Raw genomic sequence first — 18,146 nt, 5'->3', positions numbered from 1 at the left:
TCTGGCATGCGCTTGCTTGAATTTCTCTCAGCAAGCGCCGTAAGAAAGTATGAAATTAACCATTATGGGTCTTGTAATATTTTTAGATGATGGTTCTGCGCCTAAGCGTCTGGTCCATCGTCGTTTTATGCTGTCTTTATGAAAGGAACAGGTATGTGTGGAATCGTTGGCGCTGTGAGCGCAATGGAATGTACTCCTTTTTTGCTTTTGGGCCTGAAGGTTCTTGAGTATCGCGGCTACGACTCTGCAGGCTTGGCAGTGTTGAATACTTCTGGTGAGTTGGCACGTGCCCGTGCAAAAGGTCGAGTAGCGGAATTGGAGGCCCGCGTGGTAGAGAAAGAGGCGGTAGGCAATATCGGCATCGCCCACACTCGTTGGGCCACCCACGGTGTACCCGCTGAACGCAATGCTCACCCGCATATCTCCGCAGGCTTGGCCGTAGTGCATAACGGCATTATCGAAAACTACGAAGCTCTGCATGAACAGTTGCAGGGCTTGGGGTATGAATTTACCTCTGATACTGATACTGAAACTATCGCCCACCTTATTCAAGCCTGTTTTAAAGGCCAGATTGGCGAACCGGCGGAAAATCTGTTTTCTGCCGTGCAGTGCGCCGTGGCGCATTTGAAAGGGGCGTTTGCTCTGGCTGTAATTAGCGAAGAGGAGCCGGATTGCATGGTGGTGGCGCGTGAAGGCTCGCCGCTGATGCTGGGTATTGCTGAAGATGGCCACTACGCCGCATCGGATGCATCGGCACTGCTTTCCGTTACTAAACAGATGATGTATCTGGAAAATGGCGATGTAGCGCGGTTAACGCGTGATTCCATTACCCTGGTGGACCGCATCGGCCAGCCCGCCCAGCGTGACGTGGTTACCTCAACCTTGAACGCCGATGCCGTGGAGCTGGGCGATTGTAACCACTACATGCAGAAGGAAATCTTCGAGCAGCCCCAGGCGCTGGGTAACACACTGGAAATGATCAGCGGGGCAGGGCAATTGCAGCCGGGTATATTTGGTGCTGAGGCCCAGGCGGTGTTTGAACAGGTGGATTCAGTGCTGATCCTTGCATGCGGTACGTCAAGCTATGCGGGGATGACCGCCAAGTACTGGATTGAGCAGGTGGTGGGCATCCCCTGTAATGTGGAAATCGCCAGCGAATATCGCTACCGGCAGAGTGTTGCTAACCCTAGGCAACTTATCGTGGTTATTTCCCAATCCGGTGAAACAGCGGATACGCTGGCGGCCCTGCACCATGCCAAATCATTGGGGCATACCCATACGCTGGCCATTTGCAACGTGCCGGAATCCGCCATCGTTCGCGAAACCGCGCTGCGTTTTATTACCCGTGCTGGGCCTGAAATTGGTGTGGCGTCTACCAAGGCGTTTACCACACAGTTAAGCGCGCTGTTCTTGCTGACGCTTCTGCTGGCCAAAGCCAACCAGCGTTTGAGTGAAGAAGACGAAAAAACCTATCTGGATGAACTGCGCCATCTACCTATCGCGGTCGATAAAGTGCTGGCGTTGGAGCCTAGAATTGAAGCCTGGGCTAAGCAGTTTGCTGATAAGCAGCACGCGCTGTTTTTAGGCCGTGGGCGGCATTACCCTATTGCGCTAGAAGGCGCGTTGAAGCTGAAAGAAATCTCCTACATTCATGCGGAAGCCTACCCGGCGGGCGAGCTGAAGCACGGCCCGTTGGCGCTGGTTGATGCTGAAATGCCGGTGGTAGTGGTCGCGCCTAACGATGAAATGCTGGAGAAGTTGAAGGCCAACATGCAGGAAGTCAGTGCGCGTGGCGGCCAGCTGTATGTCTTTGCCGATGGTGATAGTGCTGTGAAACCATCCGAAGGCGTTAACGTGCTGATGATGCCGGAACATTATGGGCTGCTTTCGCCGGTGCTGCATGTGGTAGCGCTTCAGTTGCTCTCGTACCACGTGGCATTGGTGAAAGGGACGGATGTAGATAAGCCGCGTAATTTGGCCAAGAGTGTGACGGTGGAGTAGTTAGCGCTTGTCTGGCGTACCTGAGTTGGATGGCGCGGCCGGGGCGGCTGGTCGCCGCCATCCGCGGGTGCCTCATTTGCTCGTGCCTCGCAAGATTCGTTACCGCGCGCTACGGATTGTGCATTCATTCATTGTAAATGCATGCAGGCCACGCTTTATTCTCTTCCGATTCACGATTCACGATTCACGATTCATCATTTAGGTAATCCAAAATGCGACAATATTTCGGCACGGATGGCGTACGCGGTCGCGTTGGTGAATTTCCTATGACTCCTGACTTTGCCATGAAGCTGGGTTGGGCTGCCGGTCAGGTATTAGGTGCGGAAGGCGTTAAAGAAGTGTTGATTGGTAAGGATACACGCGCCAGTGGCTATATGCTGGAGTCGGCACTGGAAGCAGGCTTTTCAGCGGCGGGGGTTAACGTTGCCTTGGTTGGCCCGCTGCCCACACCGGGCGTTGCCTATTTAACCTCTACCTTTCGGGCGGATGCCGGGGTGGTCATCAGCGCTTCGCACAATCCGTTTTACGATAACGGCATCAAGATATTTGCTCAGGGCGGCAGCAAGCTAACCGATGCCCAAGAGCAGGAAATTGAACGCTGGTTACAGGTGGCTATTGAAGGCGGCATGACGTGTGTGGAATCCGACAAGCTGGGTAAAGCCCGCCGTATTGATGATGCCGCTGGCCGCTATACCGAGTATTGCAAGGCCACCTTGCCGGGCGCGCTAAGCCTGAGCGGTTTGAAAATTGTGGTGGATAGCGCCAATGGCGCCGCCTACAAGGTAGCACCCGCCGTATACCGTGAACTGGGTGCAGAGCTAATCAGCATTCACGATAAGCCCAACGGCGTAAATATCAATGCCAGCTGTGGCGCTACCTCTATGCAAAGCCTGCGTGCAGCGGTATTGGAGAACGAGGCGGACATGGGTATCGCGCTGGATGGCGATGCCGACCGCTTGATGATGGTAGACCATACCGGCGCCGTAGTAGATGGTGATGAGTTGCTTTACCTGCTGGCCAAAGATGCCAAAGCCGCAGGATACAGCGGCGGTGTAGTGGGCACCCAGATGAGCAACCTTGGCTTGGAACAGGCGCTTGCCGTTATGGGGGTTCCCTTCACTCGGGCCAAGGTGGGGGACCGCTACGTAATAGCGCAGCTAAAAGAAACCGGCTGGCGCTTGGGCGGGGAAGGTTCGGGCCATTTACTGAGCCTGGACCACGCATCCACTGGCGATGCTATCATTGCATCGCTGCGCGTAATGACCTGTTTACTGCAGCAGCAAGCGACCCTGTTTGAGGCCAAGCAGGGTATGCAAAAACTGCCACAAACGCTGATTAACGTACGTTTTACGCCAAGCGGTGACGAAGACCCATTAGCGGCCCCCTTGGTCAAGAAAGCGGTGGCCGAAGTGGAACAACAGCTTGGGAAAACTGGCCGTGTACTGTTACGTAAATCGGGTACAGAGCCATTGATCCGTGTGATGGTAGAGGCAGTGGATGCTGAGCTGGCCCAGAGGTGTGCTCAGCAGATTGCTGATACGTTTTCATAAGTAGCGCAATGCTGTTCTGTTATGCGAGGTAATGACTTTTGACATCATCTTCATCGCTTGGCCTGCTTCATACGCATACGCCAGAAAGGGATTCATCAGATATCGCTGACATTGAGCAAAGCCCTTGGTTCGATGCCGAGTGGTACATGATGCAATACCCGGATGTGGCAGTTTCTGGAATGTCGCCAGCTCAGCACTATTTTCTGTTGGGAGAAGCTTGGGGGCGTAAGGCAGGCCCGCGGTTTGATGCGGCGTATTACCTTAATAACCATCAGGATGTGGCTAAAGCGGATATCAGCCCGTTGCTGCACTTTATCCGCAACGGTGAAAAGGAAGGGCGGTGGCCGGTAGAGTTAAGGGCCCACGAACGTGAGGGGCAGCTTTGGCAACAAACGGCTACCTCTTTGGCACTGAAGGCTCTGCAGGGCTTGCTTACTCATCAAGACGCTTGGGAAGCCAGCTATGCCGCTTGGGCGCTTGGCCGTTGGTATGCTTGGCAAGGGGAGTGGCAGCGCTGCGCAGATGTACTCGCCAGCCGCCACCAGCACCGTGAAGCTAAACCCGCCACCCCCGCCCCTTGGCTGCTGGAAGTAGAGGCGTTGATTCAAAGTGGCCAACTGGTAAATGCCTGGCAGCGCATACAGCAGTTAAAAATAGCTTACCCGGATTATCCGGATACCTCATTGGCACTCTCCAATCTTCTGGCCGTACAAGCCTCTGCGCAAGAAAGACCTGCGGCGGCCCAAGCTGATGCGCTTACAGAGCAGTTCCGTTTGCAGCATATCAACGCGCTGTTCTTGAAAGCCAACCTGCACCCCATCGGTCTTAGAGACCCCAGCCAGCCGTTAACGCTTGATAACGTGATGGTAGAGAGCTCGGCAACGGCGGGCACGACGGTGGTAGATGGTAATGGCTTAGTAAGTATTATCGTGCCGGTATTTAACGCTGAAGAGCATTTGGCAACGGCGCTGCGTAGCTTGGCCAAGCAAACCTATACCAACTTGGAAGTAATTGTGGTGGATGATGCGTCCACAGATCGCTCATTAGCTATTGCCCGAGCGTTCAGTCAAAAAGATGCTCGGTTCAAGGTATTAAGCCAGCCAGTTAACCAGGGTGCTTATGCAGCGCGAAACCGAGGGCTTGCGGCATCAAAAGGCGCTTTTATCACCGTTCACGATAGCGATGACTGGTCGCATCCGCAAAAAACTGAAGCCCAGGTAGCAGGCTTGCTGGCGCAGCCTGAATGGAAAGCATGCTTTAGTGATTGGGTGCGCTGTTCTACGGAGCTAATGTTCAACCGCTGGCGGATTGAGGCGATGGACGGGTGGATTTATCGCAACACGTCATCCTTCATGTTCAAAAGGGAAGTTTTTGAAACACTCGGTTTTTGGGATGTTGTGCGGGTAGATGCTGATGCTGAATACTTTCAACGTTTTACGACTGTGTTCGGAGGCAAGGCGTTTGGTACGCTGCAAAGAGGAGTTCCTTTAGCTTTTGGTCGTAGCCTTCCTACGTCTCTAAGCCAAGCGGGGCCTACGCATTTGGTGACCCAGTTCAAGGGTGTGCGCTTTGATTATCGCGAGGCCGCAGCTCAGTGGCATGCTAGTAGTGAGCAGCCAACTGATTTGTACCTTTCAGCTAGTCCAGAAATACGCCCTTTCCCAGCGCCGGATGCCAACTTGCCCGGTTAAGCTGGTATTCTATTGTTAATCTATTACCTGTCAGGAATTTATTGTGAGCCAGCAACAACACCAGGTAGCACCGCACGCCGCCACGGAACTCGCTATTAAGCCCTCTATTAATACCTTGGCCCAAGGGTCAATGTTCTGGCAGCCTGATTATCGCGAAGCTTCTTCCTGGCTGGAACATTTGCCGTTCCTGTTCTGGTTGGTGGAGGCATTAAGGCCACAGCAGGTAGTAGGGCTGGGGGTGGATGATGTACCCCACTTTGCGGTTTGCCAGGCGGCTTCGCGCCTTCGCTTGGGTGCACGCTGCTACATGGTGGGTGAGGACGTAGACGAAAAAGCGGCGAATGAGATTCACGCCTATGCGTCCGATCACTTTTCAGCCATCAGCCAATGGCTTCAAACCAACCCAACTCGGGCAATCGAACAGTTTGATGAAGGCTCAATTGATCTGTTGCTGCTGCATATAAGTCCTGATGACAATAGTGTCGATTACCTGTTGGACCGCTGGTTGTCGCGGCTCTCCTCGCAAGGTGTGGTGGTAGTGCCGGGTATTGCCCGCCGCGAGCCGGGGTGCTTTGTATTCCGTGCCTTTGAGTCCATTAAGAATCGTTACCCGCATTTCGTATTTCATCATGCCGGTGGGTTGGGTGTGATTGCCGTGGGTAACGAGTTGCCCCATCTGGTTAATAACCTGTTAGGCGCACTGGAATCCAATGCCTCTACTCAAGTAGTGCAGGACGTGTTCGCGCGCCTTGGCCGCAGTTGCCAGGATAAGGTGACGGTTCGCCAGCAACAGGCGCTATTTCAAACGCTGGAAACTCGGGTAAGCGAGCAGGCAGGCAGCCTGGCGGAAGCGGAGCGACAGGTAGCCCAGCAGGCAGAGCAGCTGCGCCAAGCGCATGATGAGCGCATCAAGCTCAAGGAGCGCTTGGAACAACAGGAGGCACGCTTTGCCCAGGAGCGTGGCCGGTTGGCCGAGCGGGTTAGCTCTCTTGAGGAGTTCAACGCTGAGTTGAAAAGTGAGTTGATGCGCCAGCGTGAACAGGGCGAACGCCACGCGGCTGAGGCACGCGAACATGCTCAAGCCGCCAAGGTAAGCGAGCAGACGCTGAGCCAGGCCCAGAAGCAGTTGGAAGAAAAGAACAACGCGCTTGAAGCGGCGCGTACAGAACACACCCAGCTAACCGGTAAGCTTGAGAAAACCGAGCATGCTCTTGCCGAGTCGCAGGCGCAGGTTGAGTCGCTACAAAGCAGTGAGCAAGCGCTTCAAAGAGAAGTAAATGAAACCCAACAGATAGTGGAAACGCGTTTTAGTGAGCTTACCAAACTCACCAGTTTGCTTGAGGCCAATGAGCAGAGTTTGCACAGTGCACACGAAGAGCGCGCTGAGCTCAACGCCAAGCTGCGGCAAACCGAGTCCTCACTTCAGGCGCGTTTTAACGAGCTGGGCCAGTTAACCCGCAAATTGCAGGAAGCTGAACAACGCATCGCGGATGGCGAACAAAGTCGAGCAGCTTCAGAAAAACAGCTGGCTCAGCAAAAAAAGGCGAGTGAGGACGCATTGAAAGATGCGCGCCATAGTGTGGACGAGCGCTTCAAGGAGCTGGCCGTACTCACTGACCTGCTGGAGAAAAACGAAGCACAACGTGAGCAACTGGAGCGTGAGCTTGGAAGTGCGAAAGCCGCTAGGCAGAAGGTTGAAGCAGAGGCTAAATCCAGCCAGGAAACCCAGGCACAACAGCGCCGCGAGATAGAGCGACAAACGCATGAGCTGGCACATCTGGTTGAGCAGCTTGAAGCGTTGCGTATGAGCCAGGTAGCTAAATCCCCGGAAGCTAAAGGCACTGGCGCTTCCGTTGCCAAGACGCCTGCATTAACGAAGCGCGCGATTAAGCGTCAGGTGTCGTTGATTGAAGCCAGCCAGTGGTTTGATGCCAAATGGTATTTAGCACAGTACTCGGATATTGCTTCAGACCCTAAAATGTCGGCCAGCCCGGCCCGCCACTATCTGCTGATGGGCGGTTTTGAAGGTCGCAACCCCGGCCCAGAGTTCGATTCAGTGTACTACTTGACTCATAACCCGGATGTAGTGGAGAGCGGTATCAACCCGCTGGTGCACTACCTTAAGTTTGGCGAGAAAGAACAGCGCAGCGTGAAGGGCTAATAATGAGTAATGCTAAGCGCGCGCTACTGCTGGATTCCGGCTTATTTGATGAAACCTGGTATGTACAGCGCTACCCGGATGCTTCCTTTAGCCAGCTATCTCCACTAGACCATTTTGTAAACTACGGATGGGCTCTGGGCCGTTGCCCAGGGCCACACTTTGACACTGACGCGTACCGAACTCGCTACCCTGATATTAGCAACTCCGGGCTAGACCCCTTAATGCACTATCTCTGCCACGGTTGCCATGAGGGGCGGCTTAAACTGGCGGGTGATAGTAACATCGCGCCAGTGTCTCGGTTGGCGGTGGTAGCGCATGTTTACCATCTTGATTTGATAGCCCCATTAGGTGACCGGCTAGCGTTATTAAGCGAGCCATTTGACCTGTTCATTACCACGCCGCATGCCTCGGATACGAAAGAAGTGGTCGCCTTGCAGCGCCGCTTCAGTGGTGCGCAAGTAGTAAACTGCCCCAACCAGGGGCGCGATATAGCACCGTTTTTTTCGTTGCTACCGCGTTTGCAGGGCTATGAGCTATGCCTGAAGCTGCACACCAAGCAGGGCGTTACACCGGTTGCCCAGCAGTGGCGAGAGGCGCTGGTAAGTAGCGTATTACCAAGTCGTGAGGGCGTGCGGCGATTGGTGGCCAAGCTGCGAAGTGACTCGCGGTTGCAGTTAGCCGGGCCAAAGCGTTTGTTCATGAGCCAACAGGCCATGCGCTTTGGAAACGAAAACTGGCTTACGCGGATCGCCAAGCCATTGGGTGTACCGTTTGAAAGCGATTGGGGCTTCTTGGCTGGCAGCATGTTCTGGTGCCGACCCCAAGCACTATTGCCGTTGGCGCAAGAGGTGGCCCAACATCAGTTCGAACCTGAGACTGGTAAACAGGATGGTGAGCTGGCGCATGCGTTGGAAAGGCTGGTAGGCGGCGTCATCCAGCCCCAGGAAGGGCAGATTTTGCTTCTGGAGCTCGCTTCTTCTGGTGAGTTTTCCATTGCGCCGTATCAATCGCATATGCCCCTTGAGCGCACTATGCCCTCACGCCTGCTTGCAGCGCCAATTACCAGCGCTGACGTTAGCCAAAACGAGAGCAGCCTGCGCATAACCGGCGATCTCAATTTAGACAGCAGTAACGCCATTCGCGGGTGGCTGGCATCACTCGTAAACCCGGCGCCCCGAGAAGTTATTATCCGTATTGATGGCGTGCGAGACATCAAGACATCTGCCAATCACTTTCGAGCCGATTTACGTGCCAACGGGCTGCACCAGGGGCGCCATGCCTTTGATGTATATCCGCCCGTTGAGCTGTTGGATGACCAGCAGCATAGTATCGAACTGTTGGATGCCGAAACCGGCGAATGTATCGCCAGTAAAAAGGTGCGCTGGGCTTTTGAGCGCAGCTTTAGCGATTTTTCCGGGTATCTGGCGCACACTCTGGTCAACCCTTACGTCGCGCAGCCTTTCCGCGAAGCCGACAAGCGCTGTTTTGCCGCCATGGAAAACGTGGCTCGCATACTCGTTGAGCACACTCAGGTGCTAACTGAGCCGCCGCTTGTGTCAGTCATCATGCCTTGCTTTAACCGGCTGGATACCATTGAGGAAGCGGTAAACTCGGTACTGGCGCAGTCGTATGCGTGCATCGAGCTGATTTTGATCGACGACGGCAGCGAAGATGGTACGGCCCAGTGGTGTGAGCGCTGCGCTAATACTAACCCCCAGGTAAACGCACTGTTGCTGAGCCAAAACGGTGGGGTATCGGCGGCACGTAATCGAGGGTTAGAAGCCGCCCAGGGCGAGTACATTATGTACCTGGATTCCGACAACCGCTGGGATACGCGTTATGTGGCAGCCATGGTAGGGGCGTTTAAGAAACTGCCCCACGCCGAAGCGCTATATTCAGGCTTATACCGTTACCATGGCGATAGTGAAACACCCGCCGGGGTGATGTTTGGGCCGCTTAATCGATCACTGCTGTTCAATCGCAATTACGTTGATTTGAATACGTTTGTGCATACTCGCAAAGCGTGGCAGCGCTTGGGAGGCTTCGATGAAGCACTACCGCGTTACGTGGATTGGGATCTGGTACGCCGTTACGCACTGGATGCCGTGCTGTATTCAGTGCCGGTAATACTCACCCATTACTTCATCGATAAAGCGAGCAATTCGCTGACCAATAATCAGCAGTATTTATCTTATCTGGAGGCTGTGCGCGAAAAAACCGGGGCTACTTACGCCGCCAAACCACGTCAAACTCAGGCGGTCGTTACTGATAACTCCGTGACTGGTACGCCGCAAGCGGAAGTAGCTACCCTTGAGCGGGGCGTAGCAGTCGTTATTCCCAGCTACGAGTCCAGAGATGATTTACAAGAGTGCCTGGAAAGCCTCTACGCACTGAATTTAGGTGCCTCACTTGAGATCATCGTGGTGGATAATAACTCCTCGCCAGCGGTATGCGAGTTCATCCGCCATGAAAGTGACGGCGGGCGCATCAAAGCGGTTTTCAACGATGCGAACTTTGGTTTTACCCACGCGGTTAATCTGGGCATTCATGCGGCGAAAGCCGACCATGACATCGTACTTCTCAATAACGATTCGCTAGTAACCCCTGGCGCGTTTGAGGCTATGCAGCATGCAGCTTACAGCTTGCCTGAGTGCGGCTTGGTAGTGCCCCAGCAAGTGCTGTTGGGAGGTACTAAAACACTGAATGATCACGTGCCGTATGCCGATGCTAGCTATCCATGCGACGTGAATATTTCAAAACATCACGCTAACGTTCACCACGTGCCACTCTTTCACGATGGTCGCACGCTGGAAATTACCTTTGCGCCGTTTTTCTGCGTGTATATTCCCCGCCACGTGTATCGCGAAGCTGGCGATCTGGATGCTCAGTACGGGCGCCACTACCGGTCAGACCGTATTTATTGCGATGTTGTACGCCATATCCTCGGTCTCAGAATCTACCACGTCAGCGATGCGTTGATTTATCACAAGTTGCAAAAATCCACTGATGAGCTGGCGGGTAAGAAAGAGAGCGAGTTCGATATCATGTTCAAGAAAAATCGCTGGGACCCCGCTAATAAAATGAGGCTGGACTTCGTGGATGCTCCTTGGGATATATAACGTTTCCAGAGGCACTACTGAAATTTGTTGTTCAGGCAAGCCGCACTTTACGAGATGCGGCTTGTCTCATTTTATACAATTCTTACCGAGTGTCGCCGTGGCGTAAGGTTATGATGGAAACTTCGATGTGAAAAGCCTACGTACAGCGTCTAATCACTGGCTGCAGCAGGTGAAAAAAACAGTCATCAGTCATCGGGGGCAGCAGGTGGTTAACCAAGGCCTGCGATGGCATCTGGATTACCCATCGCTTGAATGCCCGCCTTGGTTGAATCAAAACGGCTGGGTAGTGCAGGGCTGGGTGTTACTTCCCCCTTCGCTTTCGAAATCCATGGAAGATGTAAGAGTCATTGCTTGCTGGAACTCGGTATTTGAGCTTTGCCATCCGCTGAGCCTGGAGCGCCCTGACGTTATTGAAACCGTGCTTGGCGAAGACCCAGCTAAGCACCCTCAATTACGCTGTGGATTTCGCTTTACTGTTCCGCGTCAACTAACTACCTGTACGCTGGAATTATGTGTCAACGGTGAACGTATACCGTTGCCCATAGTGAGTATGCCCGAATTGCCGGATTCAGACGGTGCTGAAGTCGCACCCTTGAAAGTACTGGAAGGTAAAGCGAACTGGCTATTTCTGGACAACGATACCAACGGCAGCGTTGACCAGTACCGAGGGCGTTTACTGCTTACCGATGAAGGGGTTAAAGGTTGGCAGCGTTATTTGAAAGACTTCCGCACGCTTGCTGAAAAGCATGGAGCGGACTCTGCAGTGCTGGTGGCGCCTGCCAAGGAGAGCGTGATGGGGCCTCGGTATCACCCTTACGCGGAAGGCGCAGGCGGGCCCATTCAACAACTGTTAGCGCTGCCGGAAGCCCAGGTGCTGGTCTATCCCGTGCAGGCATTAATGGCACTAGGTGATGACGCATTTATTCAGACGGATACGCATTGGACGCAGCGGGGCGCCATGGCGGCGTCCAAGGTGCTGGCAGCGGCGCTTGGGCTTGATGAGTGGGCGGTGGAGAACACCTTTGTCGATGATGAGTATGGTGAACGTTCCTTGACCGGCGATTTGGGCAGTAAGCTAAAACCCGAACGAACCTGCCGTATCAACTCGCTGCGCACGTTTAATTATCATCAGTACCGCTGTTTTGATAATGGCCTGCCGAACTTTGGACGCCTGATAGTGCTTGCCAATGGAAAGGCTTTGATGCCGGGTACTTGCTTGATATTTGGTTCTTCATCCAGCTATTCGATGTTTAACTACGTGAGTCGGCTGTTTAAGCGTGTGGTGTTTGTGCATAGTGCTGGTAATCTTGACCCTGAAGTGGTCAAGGCTGTACAGCCTGAATTTTTGGTCGCTCAAACGAATGCGCGTTTTGTGGTGCAGGTGCCTAGGGCTAGTTGTTCGTTGCAGGCGTTGATCGCTGAAAAAAAAGCGTGTCTTTCCGAGGAGGAGATCATGATGGTGGCCAAGCGTCGTATAGATGTAGAAACGCATAACCCTATCATTTCCTCACTGGGTCTTTCTCCTTGGATAGTTACATAAGGTGTCTTCCGGGATGTTGCAAACGCTGCTGGCTGTTAAGATACCCGCTTTTTTAAAGCTGGGTACGCCGCTGACACAATGAAGAGAATCCAACCCTATGAGATGCCCAAAATGTGGCGTCTTCATCACCGCGCTCCCCAGCATTTTATCCCGTTGCAGCAGCTATCTGCCGCTACCCGTCCAAGTGAATGGTGCTCGCTTGGCACACAGCCTGTTTTCCAACTGCGTGGACAATTGCCGCTTGCGGGCTGGAACATGCTCGAAATGGCCTGTGAGTGCGATAAGAGTGGGGTCGTAGCCACCTTGACGCTTGAAACGGCGCGGCAATCCATAACGGTCGATTTCCCGTTGCGCATGGGCAAGATCACCAAGCGATTGGTCTATGTGCCGTACGGGGTTGAGCGAATGACGCTGACGCCGGTAAATACAGAGTGCACCTTTTCCTACCGCCATTTCAGGTTTGTCTGGCTAACCCCCAGGTTTGCCTATAACCGCTTGTTTCAGCGGTTAACCAACATGCACCAGCACTACCGCGACTTGACGTTGGCCGAAGTAAAGCAGAGCTTGCAGCAGCAGGCGCGCAAACAGAGTCGAAAATGGCAGACTATCGCCCTTGAAGATTACGATAGTACCTTTATCAGTATGTCGACAAGGCGCCATTACCAGCAGTGGATCCACCAAGTGGAGCGCCGTCGAGGGCCCAGCGAGCAAGATGCCAAGGAGCGGCGCCAATTTGCATGCAGTGTGCTGCTGATTAACGGAAGCTTCTCAGCAACCGATGTAGCAACGTTTAAAAAGGGCTTGAGCCATAGTTTGGCGAGTTTGGCGGAACAGTCGCTTTTCCCTCGTCAGGCGCTACTGCTAATAACCCCCGCTGTTCATCAACAATTACATAGCTGGCTGGCGGAATGGATGCGCGAGCTACCCTTTCTGGAAGTTAAAGAGAGCGAGGCGCAAAGCGTGGCAGCACAGCGCTTGGAAGCACTGACCTATTGCGAGCACCCTTGGGTGTGGTTTCTACGCCTTGGCGACCGTTTGGCAGATAATGCCTTATTTCATTCGGCTAGCATTGCTCACGATAACCCGCAGGCGCAGGTGCTGGTGGCCGATGAAGACAGCTTGGACGAGGACGGCGTACGTCATTCGCCGCAGTTCAAGCCAGCGTTCAATTCGGATATGCTGCTTTCCATGCCATATGTAGGGCGGGCGGTATGTTACAAGCGTGCGTTTTTGCCAAGGCTTACCGTACAAAGTGATGCAGGGGGCGCGGCTAACGCAGATTGGTTGGACTACTCGCAAGTTCTAAGCGTTATGCGCCGCGCCGATTTTACGCACGCCATGCTGGCGCATATTCCCCATGTTGCCTATCACGGAGTGCCCGAAACGGCTAGCGCCTCCTATGTTTCGCTGGTTCAGCAGCATCTTGACCAGTTGGGCGTGGGGGCCAAGGTAAGTGAAGGGCTGTTACCCGGCACTCAGCGGGTACGTTGGCCAATGCCTGAGCCCAAGCCTTTAGTGACTCTATTGGTGCCCACTCGCGATGGTGTGAATATTCTTCGCCCCTGTGTCAACGCGATATTAGAACGTACCGACTACTCCCATTTTGAACTCCTGATTCTTGATAACCAGAGTAGCTGTGCTGAGACGCTGTCCTACCTGAAAGATGTGGAAGCTCGGGATTCACGGGTTAAGGTGCTGCATTGGAACCATTCGTTTAACTATTCGGCCATTAATAACTTTGGTGCTGCTAACGCGAAAGGCAGCATCATTGGATTAATCAACAACGATATCGAACCCATGGAAGGCACCTGGTTAACCGAAATGGTCGAACAGGTGTCACGCCCTGAAATTGGCTGTGTCGGCGCCAAACTTTATTATCCTAATGATACGATTCAACACGGTGGGGTAATTTTGGGGTTGGGGGGCTTGGCTGGTCACGCTCATCGTTTCTTCCAGCGCGACGAAGACGGTTATATGGGGCGGCTTAAGGTAATTCAAAATCTTTCAGCCGTTACCGCTGCCTGTTTGTTGGTGCGTAAATCAGTCTTTGATGAAGTGAATGGCCTGAACGAGACTGACTTGGCCGTGGCTTACAACGACGTTGACTTATGCATTAAGGTACGCGAAGCAGGTTACCGCAATCTTTGGACCCCCTACGCGGCGCTCTATCATCACGAGTCGGTCTCACGCGGTGCAGATGATACGCCTGAGAAACGCGCAAGATGGCTAAGTGAGTATGCCTATATGCGCAATGCCTGGGGCGAACTGCTCGACAGTGACCCTGCCTATAACCCAAATTTAACCTTGGTGCACGAAGATTTCTCGTTACGTTAACAAGATCGTAAGTGAGAAATAGTAGGCGATGAACAGTTAGCCTGGGTTCAGCGTACATCGACGCGGCGTGGTTCACCCGTAGTGCGGCGTAAGCGAAGCGCACCCGCAGCGGCGGCCCGGCGCAAAGCAGCGCACCGCGCTGCCGGGGTTGGTTGCCAATATCCAAGCGGCTGGCGTCGCCTCCCGCGGGTGCCGCAGGCTCGTTCCTCACCTGCGTTACCGCGCGCTACGATTTGCTATACGGATGCGAAGTGGTTCACCCGTAGTGCGTGGTAAGCGAAGCGCACCCGCAGCGGCGGCCCGGCGCAAAGCAGCGCACCGCGCTGCCGGGGTTGGTTGCCAATATCCAAGCGGCTGGCGTCGCCTTTCGCGGGTAACGCAGGCTCGTTCCTCGCCTGCGTTACCGCGCGCTACAATTTGCTATACGGATGCGAAGTGGTTCACCCGTAGTGCGTGGTAAGCGAAGCGCACCCGCAGCGGCGGCCCGGCGCAAAGCAGCGCACCGCGCTGCCAGAGCTAAACCTCCCAACAGCCATCGGGGCGAGAAAAAGAGGCGTAACAGTGAACAGTGAGGCACGCTGGGTAGTGCTTAGCGATGGCGGTAGACCTACGGAAGATATCTATTTTCTGGAATCAGCCGCGCCTGCTTTACGCCAACAAGGGGCAACGGTTAATCGGGTAACGGCTTCGCGCTCATTGGGCGCTGTACTTGCCCATGGGCGAACGTTTTTAAAGCGCTACGCGGGTGCGAACCTGCTACTTTGCCGTTCATTATCACCTGGTTGGTTACGCTGGTTGGAGCGTCATCGAAATGCTTTTGGCTATATTGCCTATTTAATTGATGACGATATTGCCGCTGCTGCCAATGACCCAACGCTACCTGCTGCCTATCGCCAGCGTATGGGGCGCATTGTCCACCTTCAGCCACGTTTGTTGATGTTAAGCGATGAAGTGGTGGCTTGCAGCGAACAGCTCGCGCAGCGTTTTGTTGCCCAGCATGGCCACGTTTCGGTATTAACACCGCCATTGATTGCTTCATTGCCGAACCTTGAGCATTTTAGGCTACCGCCTTCAGCACCGACGCCGTGGAAGATTGGTTTTCACGGTACGCGTGCCCATCTTACGGATCTGCTGTATATAGCGCCTGCATTAACGGCGGTTCAACAGGGCAGGTCAGATACTCAACTTGAAATAATGCTGGGTAAACACACGCCCGCCCAACTGGCGGGTTTGCCACGCGTTAAAACACCCGACCCATTACCCTGGCAGGCGTTTCGGTCCTACCAGGCAAACTGTCGGTTACATATTGGCGTAGCACCGCTGTTGGAAACACCGTTTAACCAGGGTAAGTCGTTCATCAAGTTTTTGGATATCACCGCGATGGGGGGCGTGGGTATTTACTCAAACCGCTATCCCTATACTGAGATCGTTCGCCATGGAGAGAATGGCTTGCTGGTGGACGACGCGCCCAAGGCGTGGCAGGCCGGTTTAATACAGCTGCTTGATAATCCTGAAGCAACCACCAGGATGGCAGCTCAAGCAGCGCGGGATGCATTCGCCATGGGTGCTCCGCAAATAGCGGCAGCATTTTGGCGGTTACGGCAAGGGCGATTGAGCTGACGGAGTTTAGTCCTTGCTTGCAGGGGAAAGGGCCAATGGTTTTGATAAACTAACTCGTGCGTTTTTTTATTCAGCTTTAGGAAGTAACTAAAAATGAAAATTGCCGTTGCCGGTACGGGCTATGTGGGGCTTTCCAACGCCATGCTGTTGGCGCAGCACCACGACGTGGTCGCGGTGGATATTGTGCCTGAAAAAGTTGAATGGCTGAATAACCGCCACTCTCCGATTGAAGACGCTGAAATAACGGCGTTCTTGCAGCGTGACGATCTGCGCTTTTCAGCCACGCTGGATGCTGAGCAGGCCTATGCGGATGCGCAATTTGTCATTATCGCTACCCCTACCGATTACGACCCTCAAACCAATTATTTTAATACGCAAAGTGTTGAAGCAGTGATTGAGCAGGTGATGCGTATTAACCCCCAGGCCGTCATGGTGATTAAGTCCACGGTGCCCGTGGGTTACACCAAGGGGGCATCGGCACGCTTTAATACGCAAAACCTTATTTTTTCACCGGAGTTTTTGCGTGAAGGCAAAGCGCTTTATGACAACCTATATCCTTCCCGCATTATTGTGGGGGAGTGTTCCGAGCGTGGCGAAACCTTTGCTGCACTTTTAAAGCAGGGGGCAGCGGCTGAACATATTGAAGTATTACTGACTAACAGCACGGAAGCCGAAGCAATCAAGTTGTTTGCTAATACCTACCTCGCCATGCGGGTAGCGTACTTTAATGAGCTGGACAGCTACGCAGAATCCCAAGGCTTGGATACCAAGCAGATTATTCAGGGCGTTGGCCTGGACCCGCGCATAGGTAGCCACTACAACAATCCAAGCTTTGGCTATGGCGGTTACTGCCTGCCCAAGGATACCAAGCAACTGCTAGCGAACTACGCCGATGTGCCGAGTAACATGGTTCAGGCTATTGTAGATGCCAATCGTACGCGCAAGGATTTTATTGCGGAGTCGGTACTGCGTCGTAACCCTTCTGTGGTTGGCGTGTATCGCCTGATTATGAAAACAGGGTCGGATAACTTTCGCGCCAGTGCCATGCAGGGCGTGATGAAGCGCATTAAGGCGAAAGGTATAGAAGTGGTCGTTTATGAACCGGTATTACAAGAAGATAGGTTCTTTGGTTCAACCGTTATGCGTGATTTAGCGGTGTTTAAAGAGAAGTGCGATATTATTTTAGCAAATCGCATGGTGCCAGAGCTTCAGGATGTGGAAGCCAAGGTATATACCCGCGACCTGTTTGGCAGCGATTAAGCGTATATCATACGGAAGTAGTTCAACCGTAGTGCGCGGTAACCGAAGCGCACCCGCAGCGGCGGCCCGGCGCAAAGCAGCGCACCGCGCTGCCGGGGTTGGAGATGGTTACCAATACCCGGGCGGCTGGCGCCGCCTTTCGCGGGTGCCGCAGGCTCGTTCCTCGCCCGCGTTACCACGCGCTACAATTCAGCGTATATCGATTGGAGTGATTCAACCGTAGTGCGGTGTAAGCGAAGCGCACCCGCAAAAGCAGCGCACAGCGCTGCCGGAGTTGGGGATGGATACCATGCCTAGGCGCCTGGCGCCGCCTCTCGCGGGTGCCGCAGGCTCGTTCCTCGCCCGTGTTACCGCGCGCTACGATTTGCTATATCGATGCGAAATGGTTCAGGGGCTGGTATTGGTTACCAATACCCGGGCGTCTGGCACCGCCTCTCGCGGGTGCCGCAGGCTCGTTCCTCGCCCGCGTTACCACGCGCTACGATTTGCTATATCGATGCGGAGAGGTTCATGTAGTGCGGTGTAAGCGAAGCGCACCCGCAAAAGCAGCGCGCTGCGCTGCCGGGACTGGTGTTGGTTGCCATGCCTAGGCAGCTGGCGCCGCCTTTCGCGGGTGCCGCAGGCTCGTTCCTCGTCTGCGTTACCGCGCGCTACAATTTAGCTATACCGTGATGGAGTGGTTCAACCGTAGTGCGCGGTAAGCGAAGCGCACCCGCAGCGGCGGCCCGGCGCAAAGCAGCGCACCGCGCTGCCCGGGGTTGGTTTTGGGTACCATGCCCAAGTGCCCTAGCGCTTCACAATATATCAGTGACCAGCAACAGGCCGTCACGTTTGGCAGGCTCGGCAGAGCAACGATTAAGCTGATTAGGA

Annotated in this window: 9 protein-coding genes; all 9 read left to right on the top strand. The window is 54.0% G+C overall.

Going from position 1 to position 18,146, the window contains the following annotated elements:
* Nucleotides 1–153: 153 nt before the first annotated feature.
* A complete protein-coding gene (glmS, locus tag ACT3TJ_RS08775) occupies nt 154–2,001 on the top strand; it encodes a glutamine--fructose-6-phosphate transaminase (isomerizing) (RefSeq protein ID WP_444665609.1) in 1,848 nt (615 codons plus the stop codon).
* A 212-nt stretch (nt 2,002–2,213) separates the two neighbouring features.
* Nucleotides 2,214–3,551 (top strand): phosphoglucosamine mutase, encoded by a 1,338-nt coding sequence (gene glmM / locus ACT3TJ_RS08770; RefSeq protein WP_444665607.1) that lies wholly within the window; start codon nt 2,214–2,216, stop codon nt 3,549–3,551.
* 38 nt (nt 3,552–3,589) lie between these two features.
* Nucleotides 3,590–5,242, top strand: a complete 1,653-nt coding sequence (locus tag ACT3TJ_RS08765) for a glycosyltransferase (RefSeq protein WP_444665605.1) — start codon at nt 3,590–3,592, stop codon at nt 5,240–5,242.
* A 43-nt stretch (nt 5,243–5,285) separates the two neighbouring features.
* Nucleotides 5,286–7,403 carry a hypothetical protein gene (locus ACT3TJ_RS08760; RefSeq protein WP_444665603.1) on the top strand — a complete coding sequence of 706 codons (2,118 nt, stop codon included), beginning with the start codon at nt 5,286–5,288 and terminating at the stop codon, nt 7,401–7,403.
* 2 nt (nt 7,404–7,405) lie between these two features.
* A complete protein-coding gene (locus tag ACT3TJ_RS08755) occupies nt 7,406–10,522 on the top strand; it encodes a glycosyltransferase (RefSeq protein WP_444665601.1) in 3,117 nt (1,038 codons plus the stop codon).
* A gap of 127 nt (nt 10,523–10,649) precedes the next feature.
* Entirely contained in the window at nt 10,650–12,062 is a 1,413-nt protein-coding gene (locus ACT3TJ_RS08750; RefSeq protein ID WP_444665599.1) for an alginate O-acetyltransferase AlgX-related protein, read from the top strand.
* Nucleotides 12,063–12,173: 111 nt separating this feature from the next.
* A complete protein-coding gene (locus tag ACT3TJ_RS08745) occupies nt 12,174–14,396 on the top strand; it encodes a glycosyltransferase family 2 protein (RefSeq protein WP_444665597.1) in 2,223 nt (740 codons plus the stop codon).
* Nucleotides 14,397–14,957: 561 nt separating this feature from the next.
* A complete protein-coding gene (locus ACT3TJ_RS08740) occupies nt 14,958–16,016 on the top strand; it encodes a glycosyltransferase (RefSeq protein ID WP_444665595.1) in 1,059 nt (352 codons plus the stop codon).
* 93 nt (nt 16,017–16,109) lie between these two features.
* Entirely contained in the window at nt 16,110–17,276 is a 1,167-nt protein-coding gene (locus ACT3TJ_RS08735; protein ID WP_444665593.1) for a nucleotide sugar dehydrogenase, read from the top strand.
* Nucleotides 17,277–18,146 lie beyond the last annotated feature (870 nt).

Origin of the sequence: Halomonas sp. AOP30-A1-24 (genome assembly GCF_052378165.1) — a bacterium.
In the GTDB taxonomy this organism is placed as follows: Bacteria; Pseudomonadota; Gammaproteobacteria; order Pseudomonadales; family Halomonadaceae; genus Vreelandella; species Vreelandella citrativorans.
Note: the sequence above shows the minus strand (reverse complement) of the source record. Positions and strands in the feature narration are given on the sequence as shown.

Excerpts from the sequence above, each read along its gene's own strand:
- glmS (WP_444665609.1), top strand. The coding sequence starts at position 154 with ATGTGTGGAATCGTTGGCGCTGTGAGCGCAATGGAATGTACTCCTTTT.
- glmM (WP_444665607.1), top strand. The coding sequence starts at position 2,214 with ATGCGACAATATTTCGGCACGGATGGCGTACGCGGTCGCGTTGGTGAA.
- ACT3TJ_RS08755 (WP_444665601.1), top strand. The coding sequence starts at position 7,406 with ATGAGTAATGCTAAGCGCGCGCTACTGCTGGATTCCGGCTTATTTGAT.
- ACT3TJ_RS08745 (WP_444665597.1), top strand. The coding sequence starts at position 12,174 with ATGTGGCGTCTTCATCACCGCGCTCCCCAGCATTTTATCCCGTTGCAG.
- ACT3TJ_RS08735 (WP_444665593.1), top strand. The coding sequence starts at position 16,110 with ATGAAAATTGCCGTTGCCGGTACGGGCTATGTGGGGCTTTCCAACGCC.